Origin of the sequence: Kocuria dechangensis (genome assembly GCF_014636775.1) — a bacterium.
Lineage (GTDB): Bacteria > Actinomycetota > Actinomycetes > Actinomycetales > Micrococcaceae > Kocuria > Kocuria dechangensis.
In genome coordinates this window covers 38,581-55,730 of sequence record NZ_BMEQ01000003.1, presented here as the reverse complement: position 1 = coordinate 55,730, position 17,150 = coordinate 38,581, and the positions used below count along the sequence as shown (strand labels likewise).

General features: G+C 74.8%; 15 protein-coding genes. 7 read left to right on the top strand and 8 right to left on the bottom strand.

Annotation, left to right across the window (positions count from 1 at the left end; translation table 11 throughout):
- Window positions 1-39 precede the first annotated feature (39 nt).
- A complete protein-coding gene (locus IEW07_RS03905) occupies window positions 40-1,212 on the top strand; it encodes an acetate/propionate family kinase (protein ID WP_188534543.1) in 1,173 nt (390 codons plus the stop codon).
- Between the two features lie 21 nt (window positions 1,213-1,233).
- Here the strand turns inward: IEW07_RS03905 and ppc are convergent, their stop codons facing one another.
- The gene (ppc, locus tag IEW07_RS03900) at window positions 1,234-4,029 is read right to left on the bottom strand and encodes a phosphoenolpyruvate carboxylase (RefSeq protein WP_188534542.1); all 2,796 of its coding nucleotides are present in this window, start codon (window positions 4,027-4,029) and stop codon (window positions 1,234-1,236) included.
- A gap of 210 nt (window positions 4,030-4,239) precedes the next feature.
- On the opposite strand from ppc, the gene IEW07_RS03895 reads away from it, so the two are divergent.
- Both IEW07_RS03895 and IEW07_RS03890 read left to right on the top strand, forming a co-directional pair.
- Window positions 4,240-4,794, top strand: a complete 555-nt coding sequence (locus tag IEW07_RS03895) for a hypothetical protein (RefSeq protein ID WP_188534541.1) — start codon at window positions 4,240-4,242, stop codon at window positions 4,792-4,794.
- A 280-nt stretch (window positions 4,795-5,074) separates the two neighbouring features.
- The gene (locus IEW07_RS03890) at window positions 5,075-6,064 is read left to right on the top strand and encodes an S-layer homology domain-containing protein (protein WP_188534540.1); all 990 of its coding nucleotides are present in this window, start codon (window positions 5,075-5,077) and stop codon (window positions 6,062-6,064) included.
- A gap of 89 nt (window positions 6,065-6,153) precedes the next feature.
- Here the strand turns inward: IEW07_RS03890 and IEW07_RS03885 are convergent, their stop codons facing one another.
- On the bottom strand, window positions 6,154-6,672 hold the full coding sequence (locus IEW07_RS03885; RefSeq protein WP_188534539.1) for a phosphoribosyltransferase: 519 nt from the start codon (window positions 6,670-6,672) through the stop codon (window positions 6,154-6,156).
- A gap of 104 nt (window positions 6,673-6,776) precedes the next feature.
- Between IEW07_RS03885 and IEW07_RS03880 the strand changes: the two genes are divergently transcribed.
- Entirely contained in the window at window positions 6,777-7,352 is a 576-nt protein-coding gene (locus tag IEW07_RS03880; RefSeq protein ID WP_188534538.1) for a cysteine hydrolase family protein, read from the top strand.
- 21 nt (window positions 7,353-7,373) lie between these two features.
- Here IEW07_RS03880 and IEW07_RS03875 read toward each other — a convergent pair whose 3' ends face one another.
- The 5 genes from IEW07_RS03875 to IEW07_RS03855 all read right to left on the bottom strand — a co-directional run bounded on the left by IEW07_RS03875 (window position 7,374) and on the right by IEW07_RS03855 (window position 13,920).
- The gene (locus IEW07_RS03875; RefSeq protein ID WP_188534537.1) at window positions 7,374-8,429 is read right to left on the bottom strand and encodes an LLM class flavin-dependent oxidoreductase; all 1,056 of its coding nucleotides are present in this window, start codon (window positions 8,427-8,429) and stop codon (window positions 7,374-7,376) included.
- A 68-nt stretch (window positions 8,430-8,497) separates the two neighbouring features.
- Window positions 8,498-9,211, bottom strand: coding sequence for a hypothetical protein (locus IEW07_RS03870; protein WP_188534536.1), 714 nt, complete (start codon window positions 9,209-9,211; stop codon window positions 8,498-8,500).
- Between the two features lie 110 nt (window positions 9,212-9,321).
- Window positions 9,322-12,837, bottom strand: a complete 3,516-nt coding sequence (locus IEW07_RS03865) for a proline dehydrogenase family protein (RefSeq protein WP_188534535.1) — start codon at window positions 12,835-12,837, stop codon at window positions 9,322-9,324.
- Between the two features lie 130 nt (window positions 12,838-12,967).
- Entirely contained in the window at window positions 12,968-13,441 is a 474-nt protein-coding gene (locus IEW07_RS03860) for a DUF2867 domain-containing protein (RefSeq protein ID WP_188534534.1), read from the bottom strand.
- Between the two features lie 80 nt (window positions 13,442-13,521).
- Window positions 13,522-13,920: an NUDIX hydrolase gene (locus IEW07_RS03855; RefSeq protein WP_188534533.1), complete on the bottom strand. Its 399-nt coding sequence runs from the start codon at window positions 13,918-13,920 to the stop codon at window positions 13,522-13,524.
- Window positions 13,921-14,082: 162 nt separating this feature from the next.
- Here IEW07_RS03855 and IEW07_RS03850 point away from each other — a divergent pair, with 162 nt between their 5' ends.
- The 3 genes from IEW07_RS03850 to IEW07_RS03840 all read left to right on the top strand — a co-directional run bounded on the left by IEW07_RS03850 (window position 14,083) and on the right by IEW07_RS03840 (window position 16,476).
- The gene (locus IEW07_RS03850) at window positions 14,083-15,396 is read left to right on the top strand and encodes a hypothetical protein (protein WP_188534532.1); all 1,314 of its coding nucleotides are present in this window, start codon (window positions 14,083-14,085) and stop codon (window positions 15,394-15,396) included.
- A gap of 89 nt (window positions 15,397-15,485) precedes the next feature.
- Complete coding sequence (locus IEW07_RS03845) at window positions 15,486-15,869, top strand: hypothetical protein (RefSeq protein WP_188534531.1); 384 nt, start codon at window positions 15,486-15,488, stop codon at window positions 15,867-15,869.
- Window positions 15,870-16,083: 214 nt separating this feature from the next.
- Window positions 16,084-16,476: a RidA family protein gene (locus IEW07_RS03840; RefSeq protein ID WP_188534530.1), complete on the top strand. Its 393-nt coding sequence runs from the start codon at window positions 16,084-16,086 to the stop codon at window positions 16,474-16,476.
- A 64-nt stretch (window positions 16,477-16,540) separates the two neighbouring features.
- On the opposite strand, the gene IEW07_RS03835 is transcribed toward IEW07_RS03840, so the two are convergent.
- A complete protein-coding gene (locus tag IEW07_RS03835) occupies window positions 16,541-17,146 on the bottom strand; it encodes a protoglobin domain-containing protein (protein WP_229741553.1) in 606 nt (201 codons plus the stop codon).
- Window positions 17,147-17,150 lie beyond the last annotated feature (4 nt).

Here is a 17,150-nt window from a genome sequence, read left to right as displayed (position 1 = left end):
TGCCCGCCCCCGCCCCCTTCGTCCCAGGAGTTCCCGCCCATGCTCGTGCTCGTCGTCAACTGCGGCTCGTCCTCGCTCAAGTACCAGGTCCGCGAGGTGGTCCCCGCCCCGGCCGGCGGGACCGGCGGGGAGGTGCTGACGTCCGGGCTGATCGAGAACATCGGCGGGCCCGCGATCCGGGACCACACCCAGGCCCTCGAACTGCTCGCCGGGCGGCTCGGGGACGAGCTGGGCGGCCGCACGATCGACGCCGCGGGCCACCGCGTGGTGCACGGCGGCGAGCGGTTCTCCGCCCCGGTGCTCGTCGACAACGAGATCATCCGCGCCATCGACCGCCTCGCGCCGCTGGCGCCGCTGCACAACCCCGCCCACGTGCTGGGGCTGCGGGCCGTGCAGAAGAAGTGGCCGAGCCTCCCGCAGGTGTGCGTGTTCGACACCGCGTTCCACCGGACCATGCCCGAGCACGCCTGGCGCTACGCCATCCCCGAGGACATGTACGTCCGCTACGGGATGCGCCGCTACGGCTTCCACGGCACCTCCCACGACTACGTGACCGGCCGGGCGGCGCAGTTCCTGGGCGTCCCGCGCGAGCAGTTCGACGGCGTCGTCGCGCACCTCGGCAACGGCGCGTCCGTCACCGCCATCAAGGGGGGCCGCTCCTACGACACGTCGATGGGCTACACCCCGCTGGCCGGCCTCGTGATGGGCACCCGCTCCGGCGACCTCGACCCCTCCGTGGTCACGGCCATCATGCGCCGGGACCCCTCGATGACCCCCGAGAAGCTGGACGCGATGCTCAACAAGGAGTCGGGGCTCAAGGCGATCGCCGGCGACCACGACATGCGCACCGTGCAGGAGGCCGCGGACGGCGGCGACGAGCGCGCCGAGCTGGCCCTGGAGATGACGGCCTACCGCCTGGCGAAGTACGTCGGCGGCTACCACGTGGCCGTGGGCGGCGCCCGCGCCCTCGCGTTCACCGCGGGCATCGGCGAGAACGCCGCGCCCTTCCGCCGCCGCGTGTGCGACCGGCTGGGCGCGCTCGGGGTCCGGGTCGACGACGACGCCAACGCCGTCCGGTCGCAGGAGGTGCGCCGCATCTCGGCGCCGGGATCCGCCCTGGAGGTGCTCGTGGTGCCGACCGACGAGGAGCGGGCGATCGCCGAGGCCACGGCGGCCCTCGTGGAACGGCACGGCGGCCGCCCCGCGCGCTGACCGCCGCGTCCCGGCCGCGGGTCAGCCGGTGTTCCGCAGGCCGGCGGCCACCCCGTTGATGGTGATCAGCATGGCCCGCTGCAGCTGCTCGTCGGGCTCCCCGCCCGCCTCCCGGATCCGGCGCAGCAGCTCGACCTGCAGGTAGGAGATGGGGTCGAGGTACTGGTCGCGGACGGCCAGGGTCTGCTTCAGGCTCGGGTTGTCGTCCAGCAGCCGCTCCTGGCCGGTGAGCCGGGCCAGCTCGTCGAGGGTGAGCTCGTACTCCTCGCGGATCGTGTCGAAGAGGTGCTGCAGCCGCTCCGGGACCAGCGCCCGGACGTAGTGGGCGGCGATCTCCAGGTCGGTCTTCGCCAGCGTCATCTCCACGTTGGAGACCACGGAGCGGAAGAAGTGCCAGCGCTCCAGCATGTCGCGCAGGTCCTGCTCCCGGCCCGCCTCCCGGGCGGCCCGCAGGCCGGAGCCCACGCCGAACCAGCCGGGCACGATCTGCCGGGACTGCGTCCACCCGAAGACCCACGGGATGGCCCGCAGGCCGGAGAGCCCCTTCTCCGAGGACGGGCGCTTGGACGGGCGCGAGCCGATGTTCAGCGCGCCCAGCTGCTCCACGGGGGTGGCGGCCACGAAGTACTCGGGCAGGTCGGGGTCCTCGACGAGGCCGCAGTACGCCGCGTAGGCGGCGTCGCTGGCGACGTCCATGACCTCGCCCCAGCGGGCCAGCTCCTCCTCCGTGGAGCGCGGGTCCCGGTGCAGGGCGGTGGCCTGCAGCACCGCGGCCAGGGACAGCTCGAGGTTCTCGCGGGCCAGCGCGGGCAGGGAGTACTTGTCGCTGATCACCTCGCCCTGCTCGGTGAACCTGATCTCCCCGGCCAGGACCCCGCTGGGCTGGGCGAGGATCGCGTCGTGGGTGGGACCGCCGCCGCGGCCCACCGATCCCCCACGGCCGTGGAACAGCCGCAGCCGCACCCCGTGGCGGGCGGCGACGTCGCGCAGCCGCCGCTCCGTCCGGTGGATCTCCCACCGGCTGGTCAGCACCCCGGACTCCTTGTTGGAGTCCGAGTAGCCGAGCATGACCTCCTGGAGGTCGCCGCGCGCCCGCACGACCTCGCGGTAGACGGGGTCGGAGAGCAGCTCGTCGATCACCTCCGCGGAGCGGCGCAGCTCGTGCACGGTCTCCAGCAGGGGCGCGAAGCCGATCGTCGCGCGCGCCTCCTCGCCCGTGACGTCCACCAGGCCGGCCTCGCGGGCCAGGAGCACGGGGGCGAGGATGTCGTCCGCACCCCGCGTCATCGACACGATGTAGGTCTCCACGACCTCCTCGCCGTAGGTCTCCTGCGCCCGGGCGATCTCACGGAAGACCGCGAACGTCCGGTCGGCGTCCCCGTCCAGCTGCACGGCGCCGGTCGCCAGCCCGGGAGGGGCCATGGGGCGGCGGCCGGCCAGCTCCGCAGAGAGCACGCGGGTGCGGGCGTCGCGGGCGAGGTCCGCGTAGGAGCCCTCCCGCTCCCCCAGCCGGTCGATCAGCTGCCCCACGGCCTCGTGGTGGGCGTCGGCGTGCTCGCGGACGTCCAGGGTGGCCAGACCCAGCCCGAAGCCGGCGATGGTGCGGGTCGCGGCCGCGAGCGAGCCGTCGGCGGCGAGCCCGCCCCCGTGCTCCCGCAGGGAGCGGGCCACCACGTCGAGGTCGGCCACGAGCTCGCTCGTGCGGAGGTAGTCGCGGCCGGGCTCGTGCGCGGTCTCCTCGGTGATCCGGCGGCGGGTGTTGAGCAGCTTCGCCTTGATGCACGTGAGCTTCAGCCGGTACGGCTCCTGCGCGTTGAGCTCCAGGACCCGCGGGTCCAGGCCTGGCAGGTGCGCCACGTCCTCGGCCACGGAGTCCAGCAGCTCCTGCTCCACGGCCACGATGGCGGTCGAGGAGGACAGCCGGGAGACCAGCAGGTCGAGGAACCCGAGGGCGACGTCGACGGCGGCCTCCCCCTGCAGCCGCAGCACCTGCCGGGTCATCTCGGGCGTGACGTTGGGATTGCCGTCCCGGTCCCCGCCGATCCAGGAGCCGAAGCGCAGGGGCGGGGCGCCCGCCGGCAGGTGGACCTCGTGCTGCGCCAGCAGGTCCTCCATGTCGGTGAGCAGCACCGGCATGGTCTCGGTGAGCACCTCCCGCAGGTAGTACAGGGCGTTGCGGGCCTCGTCCAGCGGCGTGGGGCGGTTCTGCCGCAGCTCGTCCGTCTGCCACAGCAGGTCGATCAGCTCTGCGAGCCGCTGGTCCTGGCGACGGCGCGCGGCCGTGTCCGCCGGGGTCTCCTGCGCGAGGATGTCGGAGAGGTGGCGGATCTTGGTCAGCACGGACCTCCGCGACGCCTCGGTGGGGTGGGCCGTGAACACCGGCCGGACGTCCAGCCGGTCCACGGCCTCCCGCAGCGCCTCCGTGCCGGCCTCCTCCACGACGTGGGCCACCGCCTCCTCGAGCCAGCCCTCCTTCTCGGGGCGGCGGGCCAGCACGCGCACGCGGTGCACCTGCTCGGCCGCGTTGGCCAGGTGGAAGTAGTGGGCGAAGGCCCGCACCAGGTCGGTCGCCTGCTCGAGCGGCAGGGAGCCGAGCAGCTCGCGGACGCGGCGGGCGTCGTCGTCGTCCCCGGAGGTCTTGGCCTCCTTGGTGAGCAGGCGCACCTGCTCGACCAGCTCCAGCAGCTCCGGGCCGCGCTGGCGGGCCAGGGTCTCGCCGAGCAGGGTGCTGATCCGGCGGACGTCCGCGCGCAGCGGCGCGTCGATGACTCCGGCGGTGCTGGGGGTGGGGCGGGCAGAGCGGTCGTGCGGCGTCATGGTCGATCCCCTGACTCTGAAGTCGTACGGAGGGCGCGCACGACCGACGGCCGGGCGCCCCGTCGGTCCTGTGTGCCACAACACTACCCGGCCCCGCGATCGCCGGGCAGGCCCGTCCCCACTGTGGCGTCACCCCGTGCCGACACGACCCAGGAGCGGTAGGTTCGGCGGCAGGACTCCGTACCGTGCTCGCACCAGGAGGCACCAGCGATGACCCAGAACCCCGACGGCTCCCCGGACCCCGGGCGTCCCGGTCCCGGGCAGCCCCCGCGCCACCCGGGCGCGGGCGGACCGCCGCCGTGGCCCGGCACTCCGGGCGGCATGACGGTCCCGCCCCGCCCCCCGATGACCGTTCAGCTGCGGCTGCTGCTCAGGCTGACGCTCGTCTCCCTCGGGCTGAGCGTCCTCAACAGCGTGATCGAGGTCTTCGCGGCGCCCACCACGATCCCGGGGCTGGACGGCTTCGGCCAGGTGCCCGGTCTCCAGGACACCGGCCTGGCCCTGGTCGCCACGCTCTTCGGCGTGCTGCTCACGGCCGGGCTCTACGCGCTCGTGTACTTCCCGCTGCGGGAGCAGCGGCAGTGGGGCTGGGTGCTGGGCCTCGTGTTCTGCTCGCTGGCCGTGCTCGGTGACGCGTTCAGCCTGATCGTCTACCTCCTGGGCGGCAGCCTGCTGGTCGGGCTGAGCACCCTGCTGCTCGTGGCGGTCAACGTCCTCTGGCTCGTGGTGGCGAGCAAGCCGGGAGTCCGCGCCGCGCTGCGCTGACCGTCCGGCCCGCAGCACGGTCCGGGGACCCGAGGAGCGCGCCTCGGGGTGTCCCCGCCCGGGTGGACGTCCGCCCGCGCCCGCCGGCTGTTGCGGCGTCGCATGACGGACCGCCGATCGGGGCCCGTCCTCCGGCCAGGCCTTTCCCACCTGCGGCGACGTGACGCCGCAGGCCTCGGGTGGGCGCTCCCGGGCGGAACCCTGGCGCGGGGCAGGACGATGTTGGTAGTCCTTGGGACGGAAGCACGTATTTGCTTTCGCATTCCCCCAAGGAGATCCTATGACCCCCAAGAACGTGTACACCGCCGCGGCCCTGGCGGCTCTGCTGATGGGCGGCGCCCTTCCCGCCGCCCACGCCGTGGACGCGGAGCAGACCGCTCCCGAGTCCGTCACCACGAAGGCCAAGCCCACCAAGAGCCCCACCCCGGATCCGACCGACGAGCCCACGGACGACCCGACCGACGAGCCCACCGAGGACCCGACCGACGACCCGACCGACGAGCCCACCGACGAGCCCGTCCAGTTCACGGACGTCCCCGAGGGCCTGCAGTTCCGGGCCGAGATCCTGTGGCTCGCCGAGAACGGCATCGCCAAGGGCTGGACCGCCGACGACGGGACCAGCACCTACCGCCCGTTCAACTCGGTGAACCGTGACGCGATGGCGGCCTTCGTCTACCGCCTGGCCGGCTCCCCCGAGTACACCGCGCCGGAGGAGTCCCCGTTCGAGGACATCCACCCCGGCGACCAGCACTACGAGGCCGTCGCCTGGCTGTCCGATCAGAAGATCGCCAACGGCTGGACCGCCGACGACGGGACCCGCACCTACCGCCCGCTGCAGCCGATCAACCGCGACGCCATGGCGGCGTTCCTCTACCGCCTCGCCGGCTCCCCGGAGTTCGCGGCTCCCGAGACCTCCCCCTTCGCCGACATCAACTTCGGTGAGCAGCACTACGAGGAGGTGGCGTGGCTCGCGCACACCGGCATCTCCACCGGCTGGCCGGAGGACAAGACGTTCCGTCCCCTCCAGCCCGTGAAGCGCGACGCGATGGCCGCGTTCCTCTACCGCTTCGACGACAAGGGCTTCACCGTCGTCGACGGCACGGACGAGCCGACCGAGGAACCGACGGAGGAGCCCACCGAGGACCCCACGGACGAGCCCACGGAGGACCCGACCGACGAGCCCACCGAGGACCCCACGGACGAGCCCACCGAGGACCCGACCGACGAGCCCACGGACGACCCGGCCGATGAGGGCACCGAGACCCCGTAGCACCCGGCCCGCGCACGCCGCAGGGGCGGTGCCGGCGGAGGACCCGTGGATCCTCGGCCGGCACCGCCCCTGCGGCGTGTGTTCGCCCGCTACGCCCCGGCGGGAGCGGAGGACGCCGTGATCGGCGGCTCGGCGGACCACGGGAAGACGATCCACTCGTCGGTGGCCTTCCACATGAAGTCCGGCTCGACGACGGAGCGGGGCTTGCTGTAGATCACCGCGGACTTCGCCTCGGCGCCGAACTCGCGCAGCAGCTCGAGCACCAGGGCCAGGGTGCGCCCGGAGTCGGCGACGTCGTCGACCACGAGGAGCTTCTGGCCCGCGATGGACTCGGTGTCCAGCATGGGGGCGAGGAGCACGGGGTCCGGCAGGGTCTGGTGGACGTCGGTGTAGAACTCGACGTTGATCGCGTCGGAGAGCTTGACCCCCATCGCGTAGGACAGCGCGCCGGCGGGCAGGAGGCCGCCGCGGGCCACCGCGATGATGATGTCCGGCACGAAGCCGCTCTCGACGACGGTCCGGGCCAGCTCCTGGGTCGCTTCGCCGAAGCCCTCCCAGGTCAGGATCTCCTTGCCCTCCAGCTCGAGGGCGTCCGCGTGGTAAGCCATGCGCCTCAGGCTACCCGAGCCGTCCTGCGGGGTGAGCCCGTAGTCTGGGGAGGCAGCAAGCGCACCGACCGGACCGCTCATCCGCCCGCGCCGAGGAGGGCCCCATGAACCAGCACCGCTCCCAGGGCCGGACGGCCCTGCTCGTCGTCGACATGCAGAACTCCTACTTCGAGTTCCCCGAGCTCGAGGAGCAGCGGGAGTCCGTGACGGGGAAGGTCAACGAGCTGATCCGCGCCGCCCGCGCCGGGGACTGCCCGATCGTGCTGATCCGCACCCAGCACGAGCGGGACCGCTCCACGTGGACCGTGAACATGCACGACGACGGCGAGGGCTTCGCCTTCCCCGGCACCGAGCAGGCGGAGTACGTGGCCGGCCTCGACACCGAGGGCGGCGTGGGGCTCGTGAAGACCCGCGACAGCGCGTTCTTCGACACGGACCTGGCGGCCCGGCTCCGCAACCTGGGCGTGACGCACGTGATGCTCTGCGGGATCTCGACGCACAGCTGCGTGTCCCAGACCGCCGTCGACGCGTTCGCGCACAACTTCCGCGCCGCCGTGGCCCGGGACTCCGTGGCCTCCGAGAACCCGGAGCTGTCCCGCGCCCTGCTCGCGTTCCTGGCGGACGAGATGCGCCAGGAGATCCTGGACCAGGCCGACGCCGTGGCCCGGCTCCGCGGCTGAGCCGGGCCACGGGGCACCGGCTCAGCCGGCGGTGGCGTCCTCCGGGAGGTCCGCGGTCATGTCGTCCACGTAGCGGCGCACCTCGGTGCCGAACAGCTCGATGCTGCGCGTCATCCGGGCGTGGTCCAGGGTGCCCACCGCGTACTTCAGGTCGAAGCGGGAGGCGCCCAGCGTCGTCGCCGACGCCACGATCTTGCGCGCGACCGTCTCGGGGGAGCCCACGAAGTAGGCGCCCTCCGGCCCGCACATGGCGTCGAACTCCGAACGGCTCAGCCGGCCCCAGCCCCGCTCCCGGCCGATCCTGGCGTGGGTGTAGGCCTGGTGCGGGAAGAACTCCTCGCGGGCCTGCTCGTCGGTCTCGGCCACGTAGCCCGGGGAGTGGAAGGCCACCGGCTGCGGCTCCTTGCCGAAGTGCGCGAGGGCCTCGCGGTAGTAGTCGGCGAACGGCCCGAAGGCGGCGGGCCGGCCGCCGATGATCGCGAAGATCACGGGCAGCCCGTAGTGGGCGGCGCGCACCACCGAGTTCGGGGAGCCCCCCACGGCGATCCACGTGCGCAGCGCCCCGGACTCGGTCTTGGGGTAGACCTCGAGGTCCTTGATCGGGGCGCGCAGCCTGCCGGACCAGTTGACGACGCCCTCGGTGCGCAGCTGGTCGAACAGCTGGAGCTTCTCCTCGAACAGCGCCTCGTACTCGTCGAGCGGGTAGCCGAAGAGCGGGAAGGACTCCGTGAAGGAGCCGCGGCCCAGGATGACGTCGGCCCGCCCGCCCGAGAGGGCGTCGACCGTGGCGAACCGCTGGTAGACGCGCACCGGGTCGTCGGAGCTGAGCACGGTGACGGCCGAGCCGAGGCGGATCCGCTCCGTGACGGTCGCGATGCCGCCCAGGACGGTCTCCGGGGAGGAGACCGCGAAGTCCTCGCGGTGGTGCTCGCCGATCCCGAAGAAGTCCAGGCCCACCTGGTCGGCCAGCACGGCCTCCTGCACGATGTTGCGGATCACCTGCGCCCCGCTGAGCATCTGCCCGTCGGGGCCGGGGTAGATGTCGCCGAAGGTGTTGAGGCCGAGCTGGATGGTCATGGAGCGCTCCTGGTCGCGATTTTGTTGACTTATCCATAAAAGCTGCCGGTGCGCCTCCTTATTCCGGGTCAGCGGATGAGCCACTCCCAGGCGGTGTGCTTCTCGGGCCCGGGGACGCCGCTGACGATCCACGCGATGTCGTCCGTGGAGAGGGGGAACGGCGCCCGGGCCTGCCCGTCCGGCGCCGGCTCGAGCTCGTCGCCGTGGTCGAGGCTCCACAGCTCGGCGAACACCTGCGTCGGCCCGCGCAGGGCCAGCAGGCGCTCGCGGACGTCCTCGGCGAGCTCGGCCAGGTGGTCCTGGAGGAACCCGGAGACCTCCGCCGCGAACCCCTCCGGGTCCGCCTCGGCCTCCTGCGGGTCGATCTCCCACGTCCCCCGCACGACCGCCAGGGCCTCGTCGTCCCCGAGCGGGGCGCCGTCGGGGCGGGGGTCGGGGACCTCGTCCTCGTGCGTGTCGCCCGCGGCGACGGCCAGGAACCGCCGCTGGAGCTCGAGCAGCGCCGCCACGGTCGTCAGGTCCCGCACCCGCTGGTCCGGCCCGGCGGCGAGGTCCCCGCCGCCGGCACCGGCGTCCGCGTCGTCGTCCTCCGCCCCGGGGGCGGGGACGACTACGCCCTCCCAGGCGTGGCGCGCCCAGGCCCAGGTGCGGTCCTGGTCCACGGACCGGATCGAGGACGGGCGCCAGCCCGCGGTGGCGGCGCGCCACCGGGCGTCCAGGGCGGGACTGCCGGGGGCGGCGTCGGACGGGCTGGGGCGTTCGGCGGGGGCGTGGCTGAACACGGTCTCCTCCTGGGTCCGGCGGGACGGTCCGGGGACCGCTGTCTGGTCCCAGCGTAGGGCGCAGCCGGCGCCGGCCGGCACCGGCGCCGTGGTCCCGGCCGGAGCGGCGCTCAGGTCGCCGCCGGCTGCGCGGGCGCCCCCACGGGCTGCGTGGTCGCGATGAGGTGCCGCACCACGGTCTCGGCGTCCGCCGACGGGTTGCCGAACCGGTGCATGGTGACGGAGACCGCCTGCTCCGCGAGCATCGGCAGCATCTCCACGCGGGAGGCGCCCACGACCGGCCCGGCCAGCAGGGCGATCTCCGGTCGTTCGGCCAGCGCCTCGGCCAGCCCGGGGGCGGTGCCGACCACCCGGATCCGCCCCGCGCCGCTGGGATCCGCCCAGTCCGCCGCGACCCGGGCGAACGCCGCGTCGGAGCACGGGTCCAGGACGGAGCGGAACAGTTCGCGGACCTCCCCGGGCAGATCGGTGGCGGGGACCAGGACCACCCGCGAGCCCGAGCGCACCGCCGCCAGGCCCACGCGGACGACGTCCGTGAGGGGGGCGTCCTCGGCGGCGCGCACGACGACGTCGCGCGGGCGGTAGCGGAACACGTTCGCCTCGTGCTCGAGGCCGGTGAGGTCGTGGGCGCGGCCGAACTCCTGCTCCCACCACGCCTGGTCCTGCTGGGCGCAGGCCGTGAGCCAGTCGTGGTCGGGCTCCGGGACCAGGGGGCGCAGCTCCTCGAGCCGCTGGAGGATCTCGTCGGTGGGACGGGCGCCGGTGCCGGCGCGCTCGTCGAAGGGCGCCTTCTCCCACGTGCCGAGCTGCGCGAGGTAGTTGGGGCCGCCGGCCTTGGCGCCGAGCCCCACGGAGGACTTCTTCCACCCGCCGAACGGCTGGCGCTGGACGATCGCGCCGGTGATGCCGCGGTTGACGTAGAGGTTGCCGGCCTGCACGAGGTCCACCCAGGCGCTGATCTCCTCGGGGTCGAGGGAGTGCAGCCCCGCGGTGAGCCCGTAGTCCACGGCGTTCTGCAGCGCGAGGGCCTCGGGCAGGTCCCGGGCGGCCATCAGCCCCAGGACCGGCCCGAAGCACTCGGTGCGGTGGAAGAAGGAGCCCGGCGCCACGCCGGTCTTGATCCCCGGCCGCCACAGCCGCCCGGTGCCGTCGAGGGGCTCCGGCTCGAGCAGCCACTGCTCCCCCGGCTCCAGGGTGGTCAGGGCACGGCGGAGCGTGTCCCCGGGCTCGGAGATCACCGGCCCCACCTTGGCCTGCAGGTTCTGCGGCCAGTCCACGACGAGCGAGGACGCGGCGTCCAGCAGCTGCCGGCGGAACCGCGCGGACGTGGCCACGCTGCCCACCAGGATGCCGAGGGACGCGGCCGAGCACTTCTGCCCGGCGTGGCCGAAGGCGCTGGTCACGAGGTCCCACACGGCCCGGTCCCGGTCCGCGCTGGGGGTGATCACCATGGCGTTCTTGCCGGAGGTCTCCGCGGTCAGGGCACGGCCCGCCCGCCAGGTCCCGAACATCCTGGCGGTCTCGTAGGCGCCGGTGAGCACGATCCGGTCCACGCCGGGGTGGGCCACCAGCGCCCGGCCCGTGTCCCCCTCCACGGAGTCGACGAGCTGGAGCACGTCGCGCGGGACGCCGGCCTCCCACAGCGCCTCGACCACGGCGGTCGAGCAGCGCCGGGTCTCCGGCGCGGGCTTGTGCACCACGGCGACGCCCGCCGCGAGCGCCGCGACCGTGGAGCCGGTGGGGATCGCGAGCGGGAAGTTCCACGGCGGGGTGACCAGCACGAGCCGGTCCGGGACGAAGCGGGCGCCGTCGACCTCCTCCAGCTCGAGGGCGCGGCGGGCGTAGTAGCGGCAGAAGTCCATCGCCTCGGAGACCTCCGGGTCCCCCTGGTCCAGGGTCTTGCCCGCCTCCGCGCCGGCCACGGCCAGCAGGTGCGCGCGGCGCTCGGCCAGCACGTCGGCGGCGCGGTTGAGGATCTCGGCGCGCTCGCGGGCTCCGCGGGCGCGCCACTGCTCGGCGGCGGCCCGGCCGGTGGCGACCACCCGCTCGACGTCCTCCGGTCCCAGCGGGTCCGGGACGGGCAGCGCCTCGAACCAGGCGCGGTCCGCGATCTGCGCGGCGATCCGGGCGGCCCACCGCTGGTTGGCGGGCACCGAGACGTCGGTGTCCGGCTCGTTGTGGAACGGCTCGTCCAGGGGCAGGTGGGCGGAACCGGCGCCGGCCGCGGAGCGGTCCTGGACGCGGAAGGGCGCCGGGGCGGCGCCGCCGGGGTCGAGGGCCTCGAGGGCGGCGCGGAAGCGCTGCTCCTCGCGGTGGAAGATCTCGTTGTCCGGGGCGAGCTCGAAGATCCCGGACATGAAGTTCTCGTGGGAGGCGTTCTCCTCGAGCCGGCGCACCAGGTAGGAGACGGCCACGTCGAACTCGGCCGGGCGCACGGCGGGGACGTAGAGGAGCAGGTCCCCGACGTCGGCGCTGACCGCCCGGGCCTGCTCGACGGCCATCCCCTGGAGCATCTCGAACTCGATCCGCTCCGCCACGCCCCGGCGCTCGGCGAGCAGGTGGGCGAAGGCGATGTCGAAGAGGTTGTGCCCCGCCACCCCGAGGCGCAGCCCGGTCATCCGCTCGGGCACGAACAGCCAGTCCAGCACCCGCTTGTAGTTGGTGTCCGTCTCGCGCTTGGACGGCCACGTGGCCAGCGGCCAGCCGTGCAGCTCGGCGTCGACGCGCTCCATGGGCAGGTTGGCGCCCTTCACGAGCCGGACCTTGATCCCCGCCCCGCCGGCGGCGACGCGCTCCGCGGCCCACCCGGAGAGCCGCTGCACGACCGAGAGCGCGTCCGGCAGGTAGGCCTGCACCACGATGCCGGCCTCGACGCCGCGCAGCTCGGGGTGCTCGAGCAGCCGGGTGAAGACCTCGACGGTGAGGTGCAGGTCCGAGTAGACCTCCATGTCCAGGTTGATGAACTTGGCGCCGCCGGGGGCCGAGGCCGCGGTGCGGTAGACGGGCAGCAGCCGCTCCACGACCTGCTCCACGGTCCGGTCGAACCCCCAGTGGGACAGCTGCGGCACCACGGAGGAGACCTTCAGGGAGACGTAGTCGACGTCGTCCCGGGCCAGCAGGGCCGCGGCGTCCTCGAGGTGCTTGTCCGCCTCCTTCGCCCCGAGCACCTCCTCGCCGAGGAGGTTGATGTTCAGCCGGTGGCCCTCCGCCGTGAGCCGCCGGACCGCCTCCCCGAAGGGCTTGGACCGGGCGTCCACGATCAGGTGCCCCACCAGTGCGCGCAGGCGCGCCCGGGCCGCGCGGACGACGACGTGCGGGGCCGTGTGGGCGAGCGCCGCCCCGGCGCGGATCTGGGCGCGGTCCGCGGTGGTCAGGGCGTGCGGGACGATCCCGGCGAGCGCGTGCAGGGCCCGCGCGGCGGCGCGCACGTCCTCCGTGCGGACCACCCGGTCCACGAAGCCGACGGTGAACTCCAGGCCGTGCGGGTCCTGCAGGACGGTGGCCAGCCGGTCGGCGGCGGCGTCCCGGCGCCGGCGGCCGTGGTCCGCGCGGGTCAGCCACTGCCGGACGAGGGCCGCCGCGTCGTCGGCCAGGGCGCGGGGATCGGACGGGGCGTCGGCGGGCATGGCGGCACTCTCCTGCGGGTCCGCCCGGCGGCGGGGACGAGGCACTCCCTCGGCCGCCGGCCGCATGCGCCGGGCGTCAGCGTGGCCGGTGCGTCCACGCTACGACCGTGCGGACCCGCGGGGAAGAGGTTCAGCCCTCGGCGTGCCGCAGGATGTCCGCCGCGAGGCGGGCCATGACCGCCCGGTGCGGGGCCAGCAGCGCGTACCAGTAGGCGCGGCCGGCGGCGCCCGCGGGCCGGAAGACCGTGGTCTGGCGGTAGACGAGCGTGCCGTCCGGGCCGGGCTCGAGGCTGATGTCCAGCCAGGCCTGGCCCGGCATCCGCACCACGGAGCGCAGCCGCAGCCGGCGCGGGCGCTCGACGGCCTCCACCGTCCACCAGTCGAGGCGCTCCCCCTCGGCGAGGCGGTCCGGGTCCGCGCGGTGGCGCAGCCGTGAGGGCGGCAGGTGCAGCCGGTTGGCCGCGGCCCGGGCGAACCACACGGGGTCCGTGCTGTACCAGCCGCGCTCGCCGCCGATGCCCTCGACGACCGCCCAGACCGCGTCCTGTCCCGCGGTGGTGGTGCGCTCGACGGTGTCGACGTAGAAGCCGCGTGTCTGTGCCATGCGCCCATCCAAGCACGCGTTCGCGGTCGGAACGAGGGGTTCTCGGCGGACACTCCGCCCGGCGCGCCGGGGCGGCCGGCTCAGCCGGGCAGGACGCCGTAGCGGCGGAGGTGGCCGAGCAGACCGTCGGTGGTCTCCAGCAGCGGCAGCTCCTCCGGGAGCACCCACCGGACGGCGTCGGCGTCGTCGCCCGCGCGCACGGCGCCGCCCGTCCAGGTGGCCGCGAAGTCGTGCACCTCGTAGACGACGTCCGCCCCTCCGGGCACCAGGACGGTGCCGAGCTCCCGCTCGACCCGCACCCGGGCGCCGGTCTCCTCGAACGCCTCCCGCGCGGCCGCCTGCTCGAGGGTCTCGCCGATCTCCACCGAGCCGCCCGGCACGGTCCACCGGCCCCGCTGGGGCGCCTTCCCGCGCCGGACCAGCAGCAGGCTGCCGTCCGCGCGCGTGATCACCGCGGCGGCGGCCAGGACGGTGCGCATGGGCCGAAGCTAGCAGAGCCCGGCGCAGGCCGTCCCGGAGTCACGGATTGTCTTCTGCACACCGGTGGATCGAACCACATTGAGTTTCCGGTCGGCGCCCTCATAGCCTGGGAGCACCCCCGTCCTGCCCGACGGGCGCCGAGCCCCCGAGGAGGTGCCGCAGTGAAGAGCCCGAAGCGCCGTTCCTTCGCAGCCTCCCTGCGCCTGGCGGCGGCCTCGGGCCTGGCCGCCGCGGGGTGGCTGCTGGTCGGCGCCACGGGTGCCGACGCCGCGGAGCTCCCAGGCCCGGCGCCCGCCGAGGACTCCGTGACCCAGCTGGTGCGCCCCGTCCTGGACCCGGTGCCGGACCCGGTCCCGGCTCCGGCGGAGGAGCCGGTCACGGCGGCCGTGGAGGACGTCGTGCCTTCCGCGCCCGCCGCCGAGGACGTCGCCGAGGACGTCGTCCCTCCGGAGACCACCACCTCGACCGTCCGCGACGCCGGGGATGACGCCGGGGATCTCCTCGAGGACCCGCCGGCCCCTGTCGACGAGGCGACCGGCACGGCCGGTGCCGTCGCCGAACCGGTCACGGCCGTCATCGACGAGACCCTCGGCACGGCCCCGGTCGTCCGGGAGATGCTGCCTCCCGCTCCCACCGCCACGACCGTCCGGGACACGCTGGAGACCGCGGACCACGTCACGGACGGCGTCCGCGCTGTCACGGCCCCGGTCACGGCGGTCGTCGACGACACCGTCACCGCGCCTGTCGTCGGGGAGGTCGTCGAACCCGTCGCCCAGGACGTCCTCGAGCCCGCCGTCCGGGAGGTCGTCCCGCCGGTCCTCGGCGACGTGGTCCCGTCGCCGCCTCCGGCCACGGTGCCGCCCGCAGCGCCGTCGCCGCCGACGATCGGGCTCCCGGACGTCCCCGCGGGCCCGGCCCCTGCGGCGCCGACGGCCGGGGGCCCGACGACGCCGTCCGGGACGCAGCCCGATCTGGAGCCCCGGGCTGCTCCGGCGGGGGGCAGGGCGCCCGGCCCGCCGGCCCTCACCGGCCCGGAGGGCGTCGACGGCGCCGACCCCGCCGCACCCCCGGCTCCCCCGGCTCCCCCGTCCTCTCCCCGCGCGGCCCTCGGGACGGCCGCGGACCGCCCGGTGGTCGAGCCGGCGTTCCCGCCCGGCCATGCCTGGGCGCCGGCCGGCGCCGTCCCCGACCCGCCGGCGGACCGGGCCGCGGCGGCCGCGCCGTTCCACGGCGGCCCCGGATCCGGTCCCGGGGCCGGCAGCACGTCCCTCCCCGGACCGGCCGGGGCGTCCTCCGGCGGCTCCGGCTCCCCGTCCGGGGACGCCGAGACCGGGCCCTGGACCGGGATGCCCGCGGACCGCTTCTCCGTGCAGTTCTGCGGCGGGACCGCGGCCGACGGGGAGCCCGCCCGCGCCCGGGGCGCCGACGAGCCTCCGCTTCCGCCCGCCTCCGACCCCGGATGCACTCCTGACTGATGAGCACTGCCCTGCCCTCTGAGCGGCAGCAGCAGTCCTTCGCCCGGCCCTGAGGGCCGGGCACCCCTCAGCACCTCAGGAGTTCAACCATGCGCAAGGACATCCGACGCGGCCTCTGCGGCCTCGTGCTGGCCGCCGGGACGGCGGCCTCCGGCTCCTCCGCGGCGAGCGCCGCCGAGCCCGCCCCCTGGGCAGGGGCAGCCGTCCACCACCAGGTCCTCCGCGCCGCCGCCGCTCCGGCGACCGCGGGGGACGTCAGGATCGCGGCCGGGGACGTCGTGAACGGCGCCGCCGCGACCGTCGTGCCCGGGAGCCCGGCCCTCCGCGAGGAGGTCGTCCGCCACGGACCGGTGCCGCCCCTGTCGTCGCCGACGCTGACGGCGCTCATCCTCCTCACCGCCCTCGTGGGCGCCGGGTGCGCCACCGGCGGACCGGCGGCCGCCGACAGGGAGAGGACGCCCGTGCGGACGTGACGGCGCCGCCGCGGTGGGCCGTCCCGGGCCGGGCCGGTGAGGGCCCTGCCCGGGACGGCCGGGCCGGTGAGGGCCCTGCCCGGGACGGCCGGGCCGGTGAGGGCCCTGCCCGGGACGGCCGGCCGCGGTGCTCCCGCCCGGCCCCGCTGAGGGGTGGTGCGGCGCCGGTGACCGGCGGGATACTCGGGGAGCATCCGAGAGAAGGGACACCACCATGGCCGCGGAGCCCACGCCGGTCGACCCGCCACAGCTGCACCGCAGCCCCGCCTTCGCCCAGGGCATGATCGCCCCGGCCGGGCCGACGCTCTACGTCGGCGGGCAGAACGGCACGGACAGCGCCGGCGCCCTGCTCGAGGGACTCGAGGCGCAGACGGAGCAGGCCCTGCGCAACGTGCTCGCCGTGCTCGCCGAGGCCGGGGCGGGCCCCGAGCACGTCGCCAAGCTGACGATCTGCCTGGCCCCCGGGGTCGACCCCGGAGCGGCCTACGCCGCGACAGGGTCGGTGTGGGGCGGCCGCCGCACCGCCGTGACCGTCCTGGCCGTCGCACCGGCACGACCGGGCGCTCTCGTCGAGATCGAGGCGGTCGCCACGGTCCCCGAGCACTGACCGTCCCCCGGCCCGGATGGTCCGGTGCCGGGCCCCGCGCGCGGGCCGGCCCGCCGGTGCACCGCTAGAAGCGCCCCTCCCGGGCGTACGGGTGGCTCCACAGGGCCGCCTGGAGCGTCACCGCCTTGAACCACGCGCCGTGCATCTTCTCGACCTCGTCGGCGGGGTGTCCCCCTTCCGCCAGGAACGGCCTGATGGTGGCCGTGAGGGGGTGGACGAAGGCGATGAGATACCGCAGCGGGACGAGCGGCGGGGTGCCGAGCGCACCGTCGGTCCGGTTCTTCTTGTCGGTGTGCCGCAGGGCGATCTCGTGCTGGTAGTCCAGCCACGCCTGGTCGTAGGGGCGTCGGCAGGTGTCGAGGATCCACTGGGCGAACCGTTCACGCACGCGCGCCAGGTACTCGGCGTCCGGCTCGCCTGTGGTCGTGTCGGTGAAGTAGTGCAGCAGGTGCGGGTGGCCCCCGACGAACCCGTACCAGACGTCGAGGACCTGCTCCGTCCGGCTCTCGAGGACGTCGCCCGCCATCCTCAGGTACCGCTCGTCCTCCCCCGTGAACAGGACCGCCTGCTTGAGCAGCTCCAGGTCCTCGAGCGTCACGGGCGACGCCGCGAGCTCGTCCGAGCCGTAGTCGTAGCCCGGGATGCTCCGTTGCTGTTCCGCGCTCATCATTCCC